This is a genomic window from Sphingomonas sp. DMC6 (assembly GCF_056314225.1).
Map to the genome: position 1 here is coordinate 220,559 of NZ_JBQUYT010000005.1, position 17,837 is coordinate 238,395.

General features: G+C 67.5%; 14 protein-coding genes. 10 read left to right on the top strand and 4 right to left on the bottom strand.

What is annotated here, in order from left to right:
* Positions 1–24 precede the first annotated feature (24 nt).
* Positions 25–675, top strand: coding sequence for a TetR/AcrR family transcriptional regulator (locus ACT53M_RS13900; protein ID WP_476234061.1), 651 nt, complete (start codon positions 25–27; stop codon positions 673–675).
* Here the strand turns inward: ACT53M_RS13900 and ACT53M_RS13905 are convergent.
* Entirely contained in the window at positions 630–2,597 is a 1,968-nt protein-coding gene (locus tag ACT53M_RS13905) for a glycoside hydrolase family 127 protein (protein ID WP_476234062.1), read from the bottom strand. The two genes, ACT53M_RS13900 and ACT53M_RS13905, sit on opposite strands and share 46 nt — an antisense overlap.
* A gap of 268 nt (positions 2,598–2,865) precedes the next feature.
* On the opposite strand from ACT53M_RS13905, the gene ACT53M_RS13910 reads away from it, so the two are divergent.
* Together ACT53M_RS13910 and ACT53M_RS13915 are read left to right on the top strand one after the other, a co-directional pair.
* Entirely contained in the window at positions 2,866–5,109 is a 2,244-nt protein-coding gene (locus ACT53M_RS13910) for a TonB-dependent receptor (protein WP_476234063.1), read from the top strand.
* A 17-nt stretch (positions 5,110–5,126) separates the two neighbouring features.
* Complete coding sequence (locus ACT53M_RS13915) at positions 5,127–6,335, top strand: Ca2+-dependent phosphoinositide-specific phospholipase C (RefSeq protein ID WP_476234065.1); 1,209 nt, start codon at positions 5,127–5,129, stop codon at positions 6,333–6,335.
* Positions 6,336–6,424: 89 nt separating this feature from the next.
* Here ACT53M_RS13915 and ACT53M_RS13920 read toward each other — a convergent pair whose 3' ends face one another.
* A complete protein-coding gene (locus tag ACT53M_RS13920) occupies positions 6,425–7,624 on the bottom strand; it encodes a TetR/AcrR family transcriptional regulator (protein WP_476234067.1) in 1,200 nt (399 codons plus the stop codon).
* Between the two features lie 281 nt (positions 7,625–7,905).
* On the opposite strand from ACT53M_RS13920, the gene ACT53M_RS13925 reads away from it, so the two are divergent.
* The 5 genes from ACT53M_RS13925 to ACT53M_RS13945 all read left to right on the top strand — a co-directional run bounded on the left by ACT53M_RS13925 (position 7,906) and on the right by ACT53M_RS13945 (position 13,094).
* Positions 7,906–9,210: a hypothetical protein gene (locus ACT53M_RS13925; protein WP_476234069.1), complete on the top strand. Its 1,305-nt coding sequence runs from the start codon at positions 7,906–7,908 to the stop codon at positions 9,208–9,210.
* Between the two features lie 78 nt (positions 9,211–9,288).
* A complete protein-coding gene (locus ACT53M_RS13930; protein ID WP_476234171.1) occupies positions 9,289–9,798 on the top strand; it encodes a cupin domain-containing protein in 510 nt (169 codons plus the stop codon).
* A complete protein-coding gene (locus ACT53M_RS13935; RefSeq protein ID WP_476234070.1) occupies positions 9,795–10,817 on the top strand; it encodes an alginate lyase family protein in 1,023 nt (340 codons plus the stop codon). The genes ACT53M_RS13930 and ACT53M_RS13935 overlap by 4 nt, the downstream gene beginning before the upstream one ends.
* A 43-nt stretch (positions 10,818–10,860) precedes the next feature.
* A complete protein-coding gene (locus ACT53M_RS13940; protein ID WP_476234072.1) occupies positions 10,861–12,480 on the top strand; it encodes a SulP family inorganic anion transporter in 1,620 nt (539 codons plus the stop codon).
* Positions 12,477–13,094 (top strand): ParB-like protein, encoded by a 618-nt coding sequence (locus ACT53M_RS13945; RefSeq protein WP_476234074.1) that lies wholly within the window; start codon positions 12,477–12,479, stop codon positions 13,092–13,094. The genes ACT53M_RS13940 and ACT53M_RS13945 overlap by 4 nt, the downstream gene beginning before the upstream one ends.
* Positions 13,095–13,107: 13 nt before the next feature.
* On the opposite strand, the gene ACT53M_RS13950 is transcribed toward ACT53M_RS13945, so the two are convergent.
* A complete protein-coding gene (locus ACT53M_RS13950; RefSeq protein WP_476234076.1) occupies positions 13,108–14,688 on the bottom strand; it encodes a hypothetical protein in 1,581 nt (526 codons plus the stop codon).
* 171 nt (positions 14,689–14,859) lie between these two features.
* Positions 14,860–15,471, bottom strand: coding sequence for a hypothetical protein (locus tag ACT53M_RS13955; RefSeq protein ID WP_476234078.1), 612 nt, complete (start codon positions 15,469–15,471; stop codon positions 14,860–14,862).
* Between the two features lie 116 nt (positions 15,472–15,587).
* Here ACT53M_RS13955 and ACT53M_RS13960 point away from each other — a divergent pair, with 116 nt between their 5' ends.
* The gene (locus ACT53M_RS13960; RefSeq protein WP_476234079.1) at positions 15,588–16,256 is read left to right on the top strand and encodes a response regulator transcription factor; all 669 of its coding nucleotides are present in this window, start codon (positions 15,588–15,590) and stop codon (positions 16,254–16,256) included.
* Positions 16,253–17,566, top strand: a complete 1,314-nt coding sequence (locus ACT53M_RS13965) for an ATP-binding protein (protein ID WP_476234080.1) — start codon at positions 16,253–16,255, stop codon at positions 17,564–17,566. Before ACT53M_RS13960 ends, ACT53M_RS13965 begins: the two co-directional genes overlap by 4 nt.
* The last annotated feature ends 271 nt before the right edge of the window (positions 17,567–17,837 follow it).

Genomic DNA, 17,837 nt, shown 5'->3' on the forward strand with positions numbered 1-17,837 from the left:
TATTCGCATTGGCTGGAAGCACCGATGAGCACGCCCCGCACTGCCCCCATCGCCTCGCGCAAACAGCCCCGTCAGGCACGTTCGTCGCAGCTTGTGGAGGCGGTGCTCGACGCCGCTATTCAGGTTTTGATGCGCGAAGGGGCGCAGCGTTTCACCACGGCGCGAGTCGCCGAACGGGCGGGCGTCAGTGTCGGTTCGCTCTACCAATATTTCCCCAACAAGGCGGCGATCCTGTTCCGCCTGCAGACCGACGAATGGCGGCGCACCTCGACGATGCTGCGGGGCATATTGGAATCGCGCGACCGTCCGCCGGCGGAGCGGCTGCGGCGTCTCGTCCACGCCTTTCTGCTTTCCGAATGCGAGGAAGCCGCGATCCGCATCGCACTCAACGATGCTGCGCCGCTCTATCGCGACGCACCCGAAGCCGTCGCGGCCAAGGCGGATAATGCGCGGATCTTCCAGACCTTTCTGGAAGAGTCCTTGCCCCAGCTGGCCGCTGACCGCCGCGAACTTGCCGGCCATTTGATCAAGATGACGCTGAGCGGCGTGGGCGACCGCTTCTCGCAAACACCGCGGACCGAAGCCGAAATCGCCGACTGGTCCGCAGCGCTCGCCGACATGCTGTGCGGCTATCTCGACGGGTTAGCGGCCGAGGCCGGGGCGAGCTTCCAGTAGGTCGCGTAGCGTTCGTGCGCGATGCGGTAGTACGGGATCAGCCGCACCGCCTCTCCCTCCGCCGATGCCAGCCGGAATTCGAGCGGCCGGTCGCCCAGGCGGATCGCCGCCGCCAGCGCCTGCGGATCGCCCGCCAGCGTCGGCACCGCTACGGGCGTGTCGTTATAGCGACCATATTCGCGCTCGTTGACGACAATATCCGCGCCGGGCGCCAGCCCCTCGCGCCCCAGCGCGCCGGCGAGCACCAGCGGACCATAGGTGAACGCGACGATGTCGGGCGCCGCCGGGTTGACCACCGCACCGGCTTCCATGGCAAGGCGCAGTTCCACCTGATCGCCGTCGCGCCACAGCCGCGTCACGTCGAGATAGCGGCCCGGCGCGGTCGAGTGCAGCGTCTCCACGCCATTGACCAGCACGGTCGCTGTCCTGCTCCAGCGCGGATGACGCAGCTTCAACGCCAGCGTGGCGGGCTTTGCCAGCTTCCACTGGAAATGCGTCTCCGCGCTTTCCGGAAAGCGGGTGGACTGGGTGAGCACCGCGCCCTGCTCGTGCCACTGCACCGACGAGGGGATGAACAGGTTCACATAAAGCGCGCGGTCGCCGCGAAAATAGATCGAATCCCGATATTTGACGTGGTTCTCCATGCCCGTGCCGGTGCAGCACCAGAAGGAATGCTCGGGCGTATGGTACAGCTTCATGTAGCCGGGCCGCGCGCCCTGGAAATAGGTGGCCATGCCGCTGTCCGGATCCTGCGAGGCGAGGATGCCGTTGTAGAGCGCGCGTTCGTAGAAATCGGCATAATCGGCGCTCGGCGCCTGCAGGAACAGCGCGCGGGTAAGCCGCAGCATGTTGTGCTGGCAGCAGGTTTCCGAGCCCTTGGCCGAAAAGACATGTTCGGCGAAATCGGCGTTCGCGAAGAAGTGTTCGTTGTCGCCGTGCCCGCCGGTGGCAAAGGACCGGGTGCGCGTCACCGTCTCCCAGAAGAAGCTGGCGGCTTCGCCATAGCTGGCGTCCCCGGTCGCTTCGTGGACGCGCTGGAAACCGACGATCTTGGGCAGCTGGGTGTTGGCGTGCAGCCCGTCGAGCTGATCGCGGTGCCGGGCCAGCGGCGCGAGGATCGCCTTGTGCGAAAAGCGCTGGGCCAGCGTGCGATAGTCGTCATTGCCGGTCAGGCAATAGAGATCGGCATAGACTTCGTTCATGCCGCCATGTTCGGTTTCCAGCATCTGCTCGAAATCCGCATCGGACAGCGACCGGGTCGCGACCACGCCCCAGTCGGCGAGCCGCAGCAGCACCGCGCGCGCGGTCTGGCTGTCCGCCAGCGTCGCCCCGTCGCGCAGGCCGGCATAGAGCTTGTGCAGCGTGTACCAAGGCACGCCGGTAATCTTCTCCCCGCGAAGATGCGCCGCCACCAGCGCCGGCCCTTCCGGAAAGGCGCAGACCAGTCCGCTGCCGGCCGCCTTCTGGCAGGCGGCCAGTTCGGCCGCGATATACTCCACCCGTTCGCGGAACCGCGCATCGCCCGTCGCCCGGAACGCCAGCGCGCAGGCCGAGAGATAATGGCCGAGCGTATGCCCCTGACAATGGATGTCAGCCCATAACGCGTCGGACTCCCACCCCCCATAGGCCGGGGCCTTGGGCTCCAGCCCGGCATTGACCCGGAAATTGTGGAGCAGCCGGTCGGGCGAGAGCCGCAGCAGATAGGCCTCGGTCATCCGCTGCGCGTGTAGGAAGGGGCTGTCCGCCAGCGTCACATCCGCCATGTCGAAGGGCTGGAGCGCAGCAGACACCTTCGGCGTGGCACTTCCTTCGTCGGCCGCACGCGCGGGTATCGCGGCGATCGACGCGCCGCCCAGCGCCAGCGTGCCGGTGCCAAGAAAATTCCGGCGCGACGGAGTCGCCCAGGGGATTTTGCGATCCATAGCATCCTTCTCCGCCGGTCCAGTAATAACTCAGAGTAATTCGCAACTACCAGTACCGCAACGCTTTTCGCGAAGCGAAAGACGACATGACCAGCCCGCACATCCGTGTGCGCAATTTTCCCGTACGCGTGTCTCAAAACCGCAACGCACGATCGATATTCGCCCGCCGAAACGCAATAAACGCGAAAAGGGAATCGTAATGACTCGCCGTTCTAAAGCAGTACATCTGTTCCAATCTGCGTCACTCGCCGTACTTGCAAGCGCGGTCATGCCAGCACCGGCAGCGCATGCGCAGACCGTGGACAGCAGCAAGCCGAGCACGCAAACCGCACCCGGCGCAACCGATGTGCTGCCCGAAGTGGTGGTCACCGCCCAGCGCCGCAGCGAAAACAGCCAACGCGTGCCCGTCGCGATCCAGACGATCACGGGGCAGGCGATTGCCGATGCCGGTTACACCTCGCTCACCGACCTGCAATATCTGACGCCGGGCCTGCAGTATGACCCCACCCAGGGTGCCGCTTTCCAGATTCGCGGCGTCGGCACCACCTCGTTCGACTTTTCCAACGCCAAGTCGGTCAATGTCGTCGTCGACGACGTGGTGATGGATGGCCAGCGCGCCAACGGTCTGATCGGCCTGGCGGACATCGCCCGCGCCGATGTGCTGATGGGGCCGCAAGGCACACTGTTCGGCAAGAACTCGACCTCGGGCGTTATCTCGGTCACCACCAACAAGCCGGAACTGGGCGCAACCTCGGTGCGGGGCAGCGCCAGCTATGGCGAGCATAACGACATGATCCTGAACGGCACCGTCAATGTGCCGCTGGGCGACATGGCGGCGCTGCGCGTCACCGGGTTCGACCAGGGCCAGGACGGCTTCGGCCGCAACGTCACCCTCAACAAGCTGGTCGGCTCGACGCACGAATATGGCGGCCGCGCCAAGCTGCTGCTGCAGCCGAGCGACCGGTTCGACCTGCTGGTATCGGGCGACTATGCGCATCACTGGGACAGCAGCGTCCGCACGCCGGTCTCGGGCCAGCCCGCCGCCGTCACCGCCATCCTCAATTCGCTGGGCGTGACACCAGGGCCGAAAAGCGCCGACACCGCCGACAGCATCTATGGCCATATCGAAACCGAGGAGTGGGGCGCATCGGTACGCGCGCACGCCAAGATCGGCGATCACGACCTGACCTCGATCAGCGCCTATCGCTACACGCTCTACAACAACAACACGCCGGCCGATCTCACGCCGATCGATCGCTTCGCCTACATCCCCTATAATTACGGGCATCTCTATACGGAGAAGGTCAGCCAGGAAGTCCATTTCGCGTCGCCGCAGGACAGGCTGGTCAGCTATCTGGTCGGTGCCTTCTACAACCGGCTGGAAGCGACCCAGACCCAGTTGCAATGGTCGACGCTGGGCGCGCCCGTCTATACCAACGGCGTGCCGATCAAGACGCTCTATGCGCTCACCGGCGCGATCGGAAAGGCCGGCAATGCCGCGCTGTTCCATTCGGTGAACGAGAGCGAAGCCGCGTTCGGGCAGCTCCAGATCAAGCCGACCACCTGGTTCCGCCTCGAACTGGGCGGCCGGTACAGCCATGACAATAATTCGCAGAGCCTGACCTATGTGACGATCGACCCGATGCCGGTCGCGGGCTTCTCGCCCAATTTCGTCGCGACCAGCGTCCCGCCCGTCATTCCGTTCGGCCGCGTGACCGGCGACAATTTCTCGTTCCGGATTTCGCCGACCTTCCAGATCACGCCGGGCCTTATGGTCTACGGCACCTATTCCACCGGCTACAAGCCGCAGGGCATCGCCTTTGTCGGCAACAAATATGATCCGTACAAGTCAGAGACGGTGAAGGCCTGGGAGTTCGGCCTCAAGTCCGAATGGTTCGGCCGCCGCCTGCGCTTCAACATCGATGCGTTCCGTTCGGACTTTACCAATTTCCAGGCGACGATCCTGACCAAGGTGCCCGATGGCGCGGGCGGCTTCCTGCTCGCCACTGCGATCGGCAATGCCGGCGGCCTGCGCAGCCAGGGCGTGGAAACCACCATCGCGGTGCGCCCCAGCCGCTCGCTGTCGCTGAGTGCATCGGCGTCGTACACCGACGCCTATTTCACCAACTATGTATATAATGCGACGACCAACTACACCAACACCCGCCTGCCCAACTCGCCCGATTTCGCGGCGACGGCAGCGGCCGATTATGAACATCCGGTCTCGTCGCAACTGCGCATTCGAGCCCATGCCGACTATGCCTATCGCAGCGAATACTGGACCGTCGTCGGCCAGCCGACCTACTCCTATGTGCCGGGCTATGGCCTCACCAATGCGCGGCTGAGCTTCATCCATGACCGGTCAGGCGTCGAAGTCGGCGTCTATGCGCGCAACCTGTTCGACACCTATTTCTCGACCGGCTGGCAGATCTACGGCGCGCTCGGCCTGCTGCACTACACCTCGCCCAATGCGCGCCGCACGCTGGGCGGCTTCGTCAATTTCCGCTTCTGATGCGGAGGAGCAACGACATGATCCGTCATTCCCTTGGCGCTCTGGCGAGCATTGCCCTGCTCGCCACGGGCCTCGCCTGGACCGGGGCCGCCGCCGACGACCTCAAACCCGAGGCGAGCGAAATCCCCGATTCCACCCCGCTCAACCGCATCCAGGTGCTCGGCACGCACAACAGCTATTCGATCGGCGTCGACCCGCGCGTGCGGGCCTTGCTCGACACCCGGCTGCCGTCGATGGGCAAGCTGCTGGGGGCCATGCCGACGGCGGCGCAGCGCGAGTTCCAGATTGCGCACCCAAATGACGTGCGTTTTTCGGAAGCGCTCAACTATCGCCATCCGAGTCTGACGGAACAGCTCGACCTGGGCGTTCGCGGCGTGGAACTGGACGTCAACGCCGATCCGGAAGGCGGCGCCTATGCCAATCCTGCCGCCTATCGCCTGTTGCGCAGCCAGGGCGTTACCGACCTGCTGCCGTTCGACCCCTCACCGCTCAAGGGACCAGGCCTGAAGGTGCTGCATATGGCGGATATAGACTTCCGCAGCTCCTGCCCCGGCTTCCGCCAGTGCCTGACCGAGCTGAAAGCCTGGTCGGACGCGCACCCCCGCCACATCCCGATCTTCGTGATGATCGAGGCGAAGGTGCAGTCGCTGCCGATCCTCCCCGGCTCGTCGAAGGTGCCCCCCTTCACCGATGCTACCTATGACGAGATTGACCGGACGATCGCCGAGGTGATCGGGCGCAAGAACCTGATCGCGCCGGACGATGTGCGCGGCAGCTATCCCACGCTCGAAAAGGCCGTGCTGGCCGGCAGCTGGCCGACGCTGGGCCAGGCGCGCGGCAAGTTCGTGTTCCAGCTCATTACCGCAACCGGCCATGACGGCGCATCGGCCTATCTCCACGGCCATCCCGGTCTGGAAGGGCGGCTGGCGTTCCTCGATTCACAGCCCGGCCAGCCCTATGCCGCGTTTATCCTCGACGACAATGCGCTCGCACGCGGCGCGGAAATCCGCGAGGAAGTACGCAAGGGCTATATGGTCCGTTCACGTGCCGACATCGAAACCTATGAGGCGAAGGTCAACGACATGACCCGCGCCAACGCCGCCTTTGCCAGCGGCGCGCAAGTGGTATCGACCGACTTCGAAAAGGCGGGCAACGCCTATGGCACGCCCTATGTCGTCGGGCTGCCGGGCGGTAGGGCGGCGCGGCTGGCGCCCGTCGCGCGCTAACGGACCCGCCGGAGAGATTCCGGCGACAGGGCGCACCGGCACACGGGCGAAACGCCTCGTGCGCCGGTGCCGCGCGGGCGTGGAACGCCTCAATCCAGCAACGTCGCGGCGGTGAGCAGGCGCAACCGCGCCAGATCCGCGATTTGTACCGTGCCGGGCCGGTCAAAGCCGCCCCGCGCATGCATCGCCAGCAAGTTGCCGACCAGCACCAGCACCGCCGCCTGCACGGCGGCACCGTCGACAGGCGTCTCCCCGTCCAGCGCGGCCGCCACCGCCCCGCGAACATTCTCCGCCCGCCGCCGCCGCATGTCGAGCGCATAGGGCGTCAGTTGCGGATCGCGCGCAGCAACCAGCGCAATCGCATGGGTGGCACGCATCAGCGTGGGGCCGTGATGCCGCTGCGGCGCCAGCGGGCCGACCGCGCCCATCTCTCGCCGCATGTCCAGCACCAGTGCACCGATGCCCGCCGCCAGAAGGTCGGTGCTGGTGCGGAAATGATGCGCGACGGTGGAATTCGGCACCCCTGCCCGCGCGGCCACGGCGCGGTGCGACAGCGCCGCCACCCCCTGTTCCGCGATCAGCGCGCCGGTCGCTACGGCGATTTCGGAGCGTTTGGTTCCCGGTACCAGATCAATCCGTAGCAGCTCTTCTGCGCTGTCGCTGCCGCACGCAGCGACCAGCTTGGCAAATTGCGCGGGCAGCGGCCCCGCATTCCCCGCAAAGCCCTGCGCGAGCCGCTCGACGGTCGCCGCCCGGAGCAGCCGGTAATCGGGGATGGCGCCTGCGGCCAGCGAAAAGGGCAGCTCGTCGCGGCAGTAGTTGGCGATCGCACGCCCCATTAGCGATGCCCGTTCCGCCGGCAGTTGGTTGGCCAGCGCCGCGACCCAGAATGCATCTTGCGCATCGAGGATCGCCGCAATGCCACCATAGCCCGCCGGGTGGCTGCCGGCCTCCAGAATCAGCTCGCACCGGGTTAGTGCCGCCGCACGCCTGGGGCCGGCAGCCTCGTCGAGATGCGCCAGGATCGCCGCCGCCAGCACCGGCGGCGCGGCAAGATCGAGCCCCGTCAGCCGGTCGCGCCAGACCGCATGGAGTGCCTGCTGCTCCGCCTGTTCCTGCGCCAGCAGTTCGGCGACCAAGGCGGCCTTGTCACCGATGCGGTAGCTGAGCGAGCCGAGCGATTTGCCGGTATCCTGCGCGATCGACCGCAGGCTCAACCCGCGCATGCCCTCGGCAGCGATCCGCGCACGGGCGGCCTGGATCAACGGCTGGGGGGACGAACTACGCATCACCATCGGTGATGGCGGGACGAAGCAGGAAACGCAATGTACTGCGTCCATTCCGGCTTCTTGTGCGCATTTCGGCGCCCGGCGGCGCATGGCACCGATAGCAGTGGCATGATAGGGTCCACCCCGGCCATGCAGCCGATGGGGGGACGGACAATGCTGCCTGAAACCATGCCGAGCGGCGGAGAAGCGCAATCTGCCCTCCCCCATCCCAGCGACGCAGCGTGACCGTGGAGTCCTCCGCCCCGTCCCCGACATCGACGACAGGCAAGCCGCGACAGGCGGTGATCGTCATCCACGGCATCGGCGAACAGCGGCCGATGGATACGCTGACCGGCTTCGTCCTGGGCGTATTGGGCGCGGAAGAGGATAGCGCGGGCAAGCGCCTGTTCTACAGCAAGCCCGATCCCTATTCGCAGGGTTTCGAGGAGCGGCGCTACCGGGCCTTTTCCGCCAATGAGGACAGCGACTTCATCGAATTTTACTGGCAGCATCTGATGCCGGTGGCGGGGTGGCCGTTCGTGCTGTCCTGGCTGTGGTTGCTGATGCGGCGGCCGCGGCAGGACGTGCCGGGACGCCTCGCCGTGCTGTGGTGGATCTGCTGGCTGCTCCTCCTGCTGCTCGTCGTCGCGACGCTTGCCAGCTTTGCCTCGGCACTGGGGTTCCAGGTGCGCGGGCCACATCTTCCCGCGCTGACCGGCCTCGCCGCCGCCACGGTCGCCGCCGCCAATTATGTCGTGCGCAGCTATGTCGGCGATGCCGCCATCTACCTGAACCCGCACCCACGCACCGTGGAGGCACGCAACCGTATTCGCGAGGCAGGCGTGGCACTGCTCCAGCGGCTGCACGAGGACGGACGCTATGACCGCATTCTCGTCGTCGGGCACAGCCTGGGCTCGGTGATCGGCTATGACATCCTCAATTTCAGCTGGCAGCGCGCAAGCGAGAAGCTGCGGCGCCAGATCGAGGAAGCCGGACCGACCGGCGTCGCCACCCAGCCCCGGCTGGGCAAGGCCGAGGCTGCCGCGGCGAGTGCCGATCCCGAGGCATGGCGGCAGGCGGTGCGGAATCTCCATTTCGAACAGCGCAGGCTGGGCGCCCACTGGCTGGTGACCGATTTCGTAACGCTGGGCAGTCCGCTGGCCCACGCGCCGCTGCTGCTCGCGCGAAATCTGGCCGACTTCGGGCTGCGCATCGAACGCCGCGAGCTGCCGACCGCCCCGCCCTTCCGCGAAGACGGCGAGCATTTCTCCTATCCACGAAAAACCCCGCCGGTAAACCGCCGCCGCCAGACGATCCGGATCGTCGACCACGCGGCGGTATTCGGTGTGACCGTGTGGACCAATCTCTACTTCCCCGCCCGCAGGCTGGTTCAGGGCGACCCGATCGGCGGGCCGGTGGCACCAGTCCTCGGTTCAGGCGTGTGGGACCGCCCGGTCTCGACGCGTATTCGTCGCGGGCGCGGCGCACACACCGAATATTGGAACCGCTATCCGGACATGGACAAGGACAGTGATGCAGCTCCCGCGGTGCTGACGGACTCACTCGATCTCACGCGCTCGCGGCTGCGCCGGCCGGTCGACGGTTAGCGACGGGGCTGTCCCCAATTCGCCGACTATGGCACTGTCGTATCACGATAAAGCGAAGGAGACGCAGCGGTGACGAGGATGGCCAGGGCCTTGGCGCTGATCCCGGCAGGAATGCTGCTCGCGCTTTCCATCATCCCGACCGCAACCGCGCAAACCAATGCCGCCCCCGCCGCCGGTCTGCCCGGCTTTGCCAGTGGCGCCGAAGTTCGCGCGCAGATTCAGTCGATGCTGGCGGCGATGCAGCCCGGCCAGGGCTTTGCGTGGCGCCCGCTGGTGCGCGACGGCGAGACTATCGCCGCGATCGAGATATGGAAGAAGCCCGGTCGCCCTGCAGTCCATCCGGCGGCGGCGGAATATGCCATCGTCCTCGAAGGCGACGGCACGCTGATTTCCGGCGGCACATTGGCAGAACCGGAAACGCGCAACGCCGGATTGATCGAGGGCAGCCGCATCGAGGGCGGCACGACCCGCTCGCTGGGCCCGGGCGATGTCCTCCTGATACCAGCGGGCGTGCCGCACTGGTTCGGCATCACCGGGAACCGGCTGGTGCTGCTGGGAATCAAGCTGCCCAAGGCGCCGCAGCCATGATGCTGACGGCTTATCTGGCGCTTTCAGCGGGGCCCTGTCTTCCGGCTACCCCACCCTCTGCCAGCGCCTGGAACCATACCGTAGCCACTGCCCCGAGTGCGGCACCGCAGGCAATGCCGATGCTCCACACCGAAGGCACCTTGCCGCATCAGGGCATCTACGATCAGTCGGCGGCAGCCGCCCGCGATTTCCGCTACATGGCCGATCTGGCAATGGCGTGGCGCGCAACCGGCAATCGCGCTGCGCTCGACCGGCTTGCGACCTATCTCGATGCCTGGACGCGCATCTACCGGCCCAGCTTCAATCCGATCGACGAGACTGGCCTCGGCACCGTGATCGGCGCCTATGCCCTTGCGGCGCGCGATCTTCCCGCCCCCGTTGCCGCCCGCACCCGCGCATTCCTGCAAGTGCTCGCCAACGGCTATCTTGCGGCGATGGACCAGCATCGCAACAATCCGCGCGGCACCTGGAGCAACAACTGGCAGAGCCACCGCGTAAAGCTCGCCACGCTCGCCGCTGCTGCGCTGGGCGACGACAAGCTGTTCGCCCGCGCGCGGAACGCCTTCACCACGCAACTCTCGATCAACATGCACCCCGATGGCGAAGTGATCGACTTCGCCGAACGTGATGCCCTCCACTATGTCACCTATGACCTCGAGCCGCTGGTCGCCGCCGCCATCGCCGCACGCAGCCGCGACGAGGACTGGCTGCACCTGCCGGGCCGGGATAGTCAGACGCTGGCCAAGGGGCTGGACTGGCTGCTGCCCTTTACGGACGGCACGCGACGCCATGACGAGTTCGTCCATTCAACCGTCCGGTTCGACGCCACCCGCGCCCAGGCCGGACTGCCGGGATTTGCCGGGGCATGGGATCCGCATGGCGCAGCCACGCTCTACTGGTCGGCCACGTTGCTCGACCCGCGCTTTGCGACCCTCGCCCGCACGCTCGCTCCGACACCGCCGCGCTGGCTGTGGCTCTATGGCGGGGCATGCGGCACGGCGGCGGAGCGGACCGAATAGGCCCCCTTGCCAATCGCTCCGTTCGCGCCGTTAACTGCCGGCGATGCGGACCCAAGACCTTGTGGCCGGCCTGTGCGTTGCCGGCCTGATGCTGCCCGAAGCGATCGCCTATGCCGGCATTGCCGGACTGGCGCCGCAACATGCGATCTTTGCGGGCATCGCTGGCTGCCTGGTCTATACCGGGGCCGGGCGCAGCCGCTTCGCGATCGTATCCGCCACCTCGTCCTCGGCAGCCATTCTGGCGGCGACCCTGGCGGCACTCCCCGTTGCGGGCGAGGACAGGGCGATGCTCGCCGCGCTGTTGGTGGGCATGGCAGGGCTGCTGTTTCTGGCCGCCGCCGCGTTTCGGCTCGGGGGTCTTACCGGCTTCATCTCCCGCCCGGTGTTGCGCGGCTTTTCGCTCGGCATCGCGATCACGATCATCCTCCATCAGGTACCGATCATCACCGGTATAGGCGTACAGGGCTCCGACATCCTGACCTTCGGCACGGCGCTGGCCCGCTCAATCCCCGTATCGCATCCCGCAAGCTTGCTGATCGGGGCCGCCGCGCTCCTGCTGCTTCTGGTGCTGCGGCGCTATCCGGCGATCCCCGGCCCTCTGGTGGTGCTGGTGGCCGGCATCGCCGCCGCGCACGCATTCGACCTCGAGGCCATGGGTGTCGCCATGGTGGGGCGAGTCGACACAGCGCTCGGCTGGCCGCATCTGCCCCGGCTAGACTGGGACACCAGTTCGCGGCTGGCCCAGTTCGCCGCGCCGCTGGTGCTCATCCTGTTCGCCGAATCCTGGGGCACGATCCGCTCGCTGGCGCTGCGGCATGGGGATAGCGTCGATGCCAATCGCGAGCTGATGGCGCTGGGTCTCGCCAATCTCGCCAGCGCGCTGGTGCGCGGCATGCCGGTCGGCGCCGGATTTTCGGCCGGCTCGGCCAGCGAGGCCGCGGGTGCGACCAGCAGGCTGGCAGGGCTGGTCGCGGGCCTCGGGCTCGCCGCGATGCTGTTGTTCGCGACGCCGCTATTCGCCCGCCTGCCCGAGCCGGTACTCGCAGCGGTGGTGATTGCCGCGCTGACCCACGCGCTCGACCCGATGCCGCTGTTGCGGCTCTGGCGGCTCGACCGCGACCAATATGTCGCGATCGGCGCCGCTGCCGGCGTGCTGGCACTGGGCGTGCTCGACGGCATGCTGGTGGCGATCGCCCTGTCGCTCGCCGCGCTGATCCAGCGCTTCGCGACGCCGCGTGTCGCCCGGCTCGGCCGCCTGGGGGACAGCCACAATTATGTCGACCTCGCCCGTCATGCCGAAGCAGTGGCACCCCCGGGCATCGCCATCTGGCGCCCGACCGCGCCGCTGTTCTTCGCCAATACCGAGCGGATGCTGGGTCTGGTACTCGCCGGCACGCGCGCGGAAGCGAACACCCGGGCCGTCGTGCTGAGCCTGGAGGAAAGCTATGATCTCGACAGCACCGCGCTGGACGCGCTGATCGAGTTCGACCGGGCGATGGCTGCGGCCGGCTTCCGCGTCCAGCTCGCCCGGTTGCACGACCGCGCGCGCGACCTGATCGCCGCAGCCGGCGAAACCGACCTCGACCGTCGCAGCAGCTACAGCGTCGACGATGCCGTTTCGGCGGTACAGGCCGCCATGCCCCAGCGGGAGACCCAGCGATGAGAGCCGACTTCACCCCTGCCCTGCACCCGGTGCCGGTCGCCGGTCTGCGACCGACGCAGATGACCATCGGCTTTCGCGAAGTCGCCCGCAAGCGCGCCGAATGGCGGAAGCGGGCGGAGCGCAACGGCCCGGACTTTCTGGGCCGCCACATGATACCGGTGATCCTCGGCCCGAAATCGGTGCCCTTCGTGATCGACCATCATCATCTCGTCCGCGCCCTGCACGAGGAAGGCGTGGAGCATGTGCTGGTCAGCGTGATCGCCGATCTTCACGACCTGAAGAAGCCGCTGTTCTGGACCTTCATGGACAATCGCAACTGGTTGCACCCGTTCGACGAAACGGGCGTTCGCCACACGCATGAAGACCTGCCCCGCACGATCGGCGCGATGAAGGACGATCCCTATCGGTCGCTGGCCGGCGAGCTGCGCCGCGCCGGCGGCTATGCCAAGGACAACACGCCCTATTCGGAGTTCCTCTGGGCCGATTTCCTGCGCCGCAGGATTGGCGCAAAGCTGGTCGCGCGCGACTTTGAAGGCGCGATCGAGAAAGCGCTTGTCGCCGCCCGGCAGAAGGACGCCGCCTATCTGCCGGGCTGGTGCGGGCGTTCCGACTGACGTTCGCAGACGATCAGCCGTGCTCGCCGCCTTCGTGCGGCTTTGCCGGATGCGGGGGCGTCTGCGGATGCGGGGCATTGGCGTGCGGATGGGGCTGCTCAGGCGGATGTGTGCGGGCCTGCTCCATCGCATGGGCCTGCGCCTGCCGCTCGGCCACCTGCGCCCGCGCCGCCTGGGCCTGACGCTGACGCGATTCGGCTTCGGCACGGGCCTGTTGCTGCGCGCGCTGCGCCTGTTGCTGTTCCTGCCGGGCATGTTGCACGGCCTCGGCATGCTGGCGCTGGGCCGCCACCGCCCGTTCGCGTTGCTGCGCCTGCGCGGCCATCATCTGCGCGCGGTGGGCCTGCGCCTGCTCTTGCGCGCGCCACGCCGCCGCCTCGCGCTGTTGCGCCGCCGCGCGCTGCACCTGTTCCTGGCGATGCACCTGCGCCTGACGCTGCTGTGCGAGCTGGATCTGCGCCGCCCGCGCCTGTTGCGCCTGTTGCTGCATCGCCCGCTGCTGTGCGAACCGGGCCTGGCGCGCCTGCTGCTCGGCCAGCACCTGCTGCTGCCGTAGCTGGCTCATCTGCGCCTGTTGTTGGCGAGCCTGTTGTTCGGCGATCAGACGCTGCTGTTGCTGGGCCGCCAACTGGGCGCGCTGTTGCTGCTGTTGCGCCGCTAACTGCGCGCGCTGCTGTGCCTCGCGCTGGCGCTCACCGCCGAACCAGCCCGAAAACCAGCTCGGCTGTTGCGGCGGCGGCGCATAGGCCACCGGCTGGGGGATCGGCGCGCGGCCGCCGCTCTGCTGCCACGCGACGAAGCGCTGCGCTGCGATCGCACGCCGTTCCCGTTCTTCGGCCCAATAATCGCGTTCCTGCGCTTCGTGCGCAGCGTGATAGGCCTGCCATTCTGCCTGCCGGGCGCGGTCCTCCGCCCATTGCGCGCGCACCGCGGCGATTTCCGCGCGTTGTGCCGCCCAGTTCGCCGCGATCACGCCGCGATGCTCGCGTTCACGGTCGAGGCGATAGAGATAGGCCGCGCGATCGAAATAGCGCGAGGCATAATCGATCCGGCCATAATAGCCGTCCGGCGGCAGCAGTGCGCCGGACGCGTCATAGACGGCGACCAGCTCGTCGCCTGAATAGCCATAGCTATAGTTCGGGTCGCGAACGAGATAGGGCGTCGCCGCACCGGGCTCGTAATAATAATAGCGATAGCCGCCATCGACCGGCTCGGCATAGCGGACATCGCCCCGGCTGGTCTGCCACGCCCAGGGCGATACCTGCCCGTCGTCATAGGCGTAATCCGGCGGCGCATCGCCGATCGCGTCGGTCACGCCATCAGCGCGATCGAGATAGGCATAGGCATCGGACGGACGCGTGAGCCGCGCCACCCGAACGTGCCGCATGGCGGGCAACGCCTGGGGCGGCGGCGCGGCCGCAAGCGGTGTCGCCGCGCCCTGCTGCAACGGAACGGCCTGCGGCAAGGCCGGCAGGGCCGCGTTATCGGCAGCGGAGACCTGGCTGTCGGGCGTTTTGGCGCCGTTGCAGGCGCTCAAGGCCAGCGCCATCGCCGTTGCCGCCAGTATCGCGGGGCGCGTCCGGGGATATGCCATAGGGTTTCCTTTCGTTCGACCCGATGCCCGTCACCTTGCTCCTTTCTGGATGAACCGGAGGTGGCGAGGCCGTTCAGCGCCGCTCAACGCATAAGGCAGGCAATCGTCGCATGTGCCGCATGGGGCCGGAACAAAAGGAAACGGGGCGCCTCCGGAGAGGCGCCCCATGCTTCAGCGTTGCGGCGCGACCGGCGCCGCAGCGGGTGCGGGTGCCGGAGCAGCGGGTGCCGCACCGGGCGCCGGGCATCCGGCCGGCGGCGGTGGAATAGGCGCACCCGGCGGCGGCGCATCCCCCGGCGGCGGCGGAACGGGCGCACCCGGGGGCGGCGGCGGGCCGTGCGGTTCACGCGGTCCGGGACCGTGCGGACCAGGCCCCATTCCGCGCGGGCCCGGGCCCACTGCCTCTACCTTGCCGTCCGGACCGACCAGGAACGAACCATGCAGCTGGCCGTCATCAAAGCGCCCCTGGACCAGTACGTTCGCGCCCACGCTCAGCCCCGACGCCGCATCGTGGCCCACATCGACCATCGCCTTCCCGCTACCATCGGCCACCAGCAGCCGATCGCCATAGATTTCGGCGACCCGCCCCTTGATGGTGACAATGCCGCCGCTCGCGCCCAGCCGGGCGACAGGCGTCACGATCGTCGGGGCCATTTCGATGCCGGGCCGGGTGAGCCCCGCGGCACCGGCCCCGCCGGCGGCGCCGACTGCCAGCAACGCGGCACCCGCGGCGAACCGGGCCCCCGACGACATCGCCGCCATCTTGTCATGCAACCAGGACATGCTTCTACTCCTTCTGTTGAATTCGACTGACGGGAGCAGGTGTAGCAAAGCGCGCCCTCGGCACGCTGAATGCCGCGGTTCAGATTCGGTTTAACGAGGGGGGCTAGCCACCGGACATGCGTATCCTTCTGGTAGAAGACGATCCCGATTTGGGGCCCGCCATCGCCCGGGCGCTGCGGGCGGAGCATTGCGCGGTCGATCTGGCCGTGAACGGTGTGGATGCGGCGCATCTTGGCGACACCGAAAGCTATGACGCCGCCGTGCTCGACATCGGCCTGCCCGACCAGGATGGGCTATCGGTGCTGAAACAATGGCGCGACGCCGGCCACGCGCTGCCGGTGCTGATCCTGACGGCGCGCGCCGGCTGGTCCGACAAGGTCGCCGGCTTCAAGGCCGGGGCCGACGATTTCCTAACCAAGCCGTTTCGCGTCGAGGAACTGGTGATGCGGCTGCGCGCGATCGTGCGCCGCGTATCGGGGCACGCCGCAACACGCATCGCCTGCGGCCCCCTCGCCTTCGACAGCCAGAGCGGCCAGTTCGAACTTGACGGTTTCCCGCTGCGACTGACTGCGCTGGAATGGCGCGTGCTGTCGGCACTGATGCTGTCGAAGGAAACCGTGATCGAGCGGCTCAGCCTGCTCGAACGCGTCTATGAAGGTGATGCCGACAATGATTCGAACAGCCTGGAAGTGATCATCGGCCGGCTGCGCAAGAAGATCGGCGCGCATCTGATCGAGACGGTGCGCGGGCGCGGCTATCGCCTTACCGCCGGAGAGGGCGCGTGAAGTCGATCCGCGGCCGCATGCTGCTGCTGTCGACGGCGGCGACCGTGCTGGCGCTGGTCGTCGCCGGGCTGATGATCGGCGCGGTGCTGGGGCGGCTGGTCACCCAGGGAATCGACCGCAGGCTCGATGCGCAGATCGCGCTGCTGACCACCGCCGTCACCGCCGACGGCCATGTCGATGCCGCCCGGCTGGCCCAGGTGCGCGGCGCGCTGGAGGCGGGGCCGGGCTGGCGCTGGGAAATCGCCGCGCCCGACCGGACGATCGGCTCGAACGATTTTCCGCGCCTTTATCCCGAGCCACGGCACGGACGTCCGGGGCCGCCCGAGGCGCCGGGCGGTCCGGTGCCCCGCGACGGCGCGGATGGCGAAGGCGCGCCGGTCCATGCCCGCGAAGTCACGCTTGCTTCCCCCGCAGGCAAGGTCGTGCTGCGCGCCGCAGCCCCGCGTGCGGTGATCGAACGCCCGATCCACGACGCCATCGTGCCGCTCCTGTTCCTGCTGTTCCTGCTGTCGCTCGTGCTGGCGGGGGCGGCCTTGCTCCAGCTCTGGTACGGGCTGCGTCCGCTCCGCGCGCTGCGCGATGCGGTCGCGGCAGTGCGGTCGGGCGACGCCGACCACATCCCCGAAAACCAGCCCTCCGAACTGCAGCCCCTCGCCGAGGAACTGAACGCACTGCTGCACGACAATCATGCGGCGCTGGCGGCAGCACGAGCATCGGCGGCCAATCTCGCCCATGCGCTGAAGACGCCGGTGGCGGCGCTGGCGCTCGAATTGCGCGACGCGCCCGCCCATGCCGGGCTGCTTGCCCGCATCGATGCGACGATCCGTCACCATCTGTCGCGCGCCCGCGAACGCATCACCGATCGCCGGGCGCGGACGATGCTGTCGCCTGCCGTCGGCGATCTGGTGGCGACCGTCGCCCGGCTCGCCCCCCTGGCCAAGGTGACGATAGATACAGAAGTCGACGCTACGCTCGCCGTGGCGGTGGAACCGGCCGATTTCGACGAGATGCTCGGCAACCTGCTCGACAATGCCGTGCGCCATGCCCGAGGGAGCGTAATGGTGCGCGCGTTTGTGCGGGACGGTACAGTGCAGGTTTCGGTCGAAGATGACGGCCCCGGCATCCCCGATGCAGCGCGGGCGCGGGCCGTGGAGCCGGGGGTACGGCTAGACGAGCGCGGCGACGGCCATGGCTTTGGCCTCGCCATCGCGCGGGAGCTGGCGGAGCTCTATGGCGGCGCGCTGCGCCTTGCCGAGGCGGCAACGGGCGGCCTTGCCGCCACGCTGCACCTGCCAATAAGCCGGCGTTGAGGCAGGTAAAGGCGCAGGGCACAGGCTAGCGAAATCGCGCCGCCCTCGGGAAACCCCCAGTATGGTTCAAATAGACACTTGATTCCTTAGCTAACCGATCGCGCGTCATGGCCAGCTGGATTCGGGTGCTTCGCGCGTCGCACTCAGCCAAACATTTTCAACATTGCGCTCATCAAACCGAATAGGATTCTTCGACACCGGGAAGACGTGCAGGATCATCGGCGCGTCAATTGCCGAAACGAAGAGCCACAGTTGCAACCGCCGGCAAAAA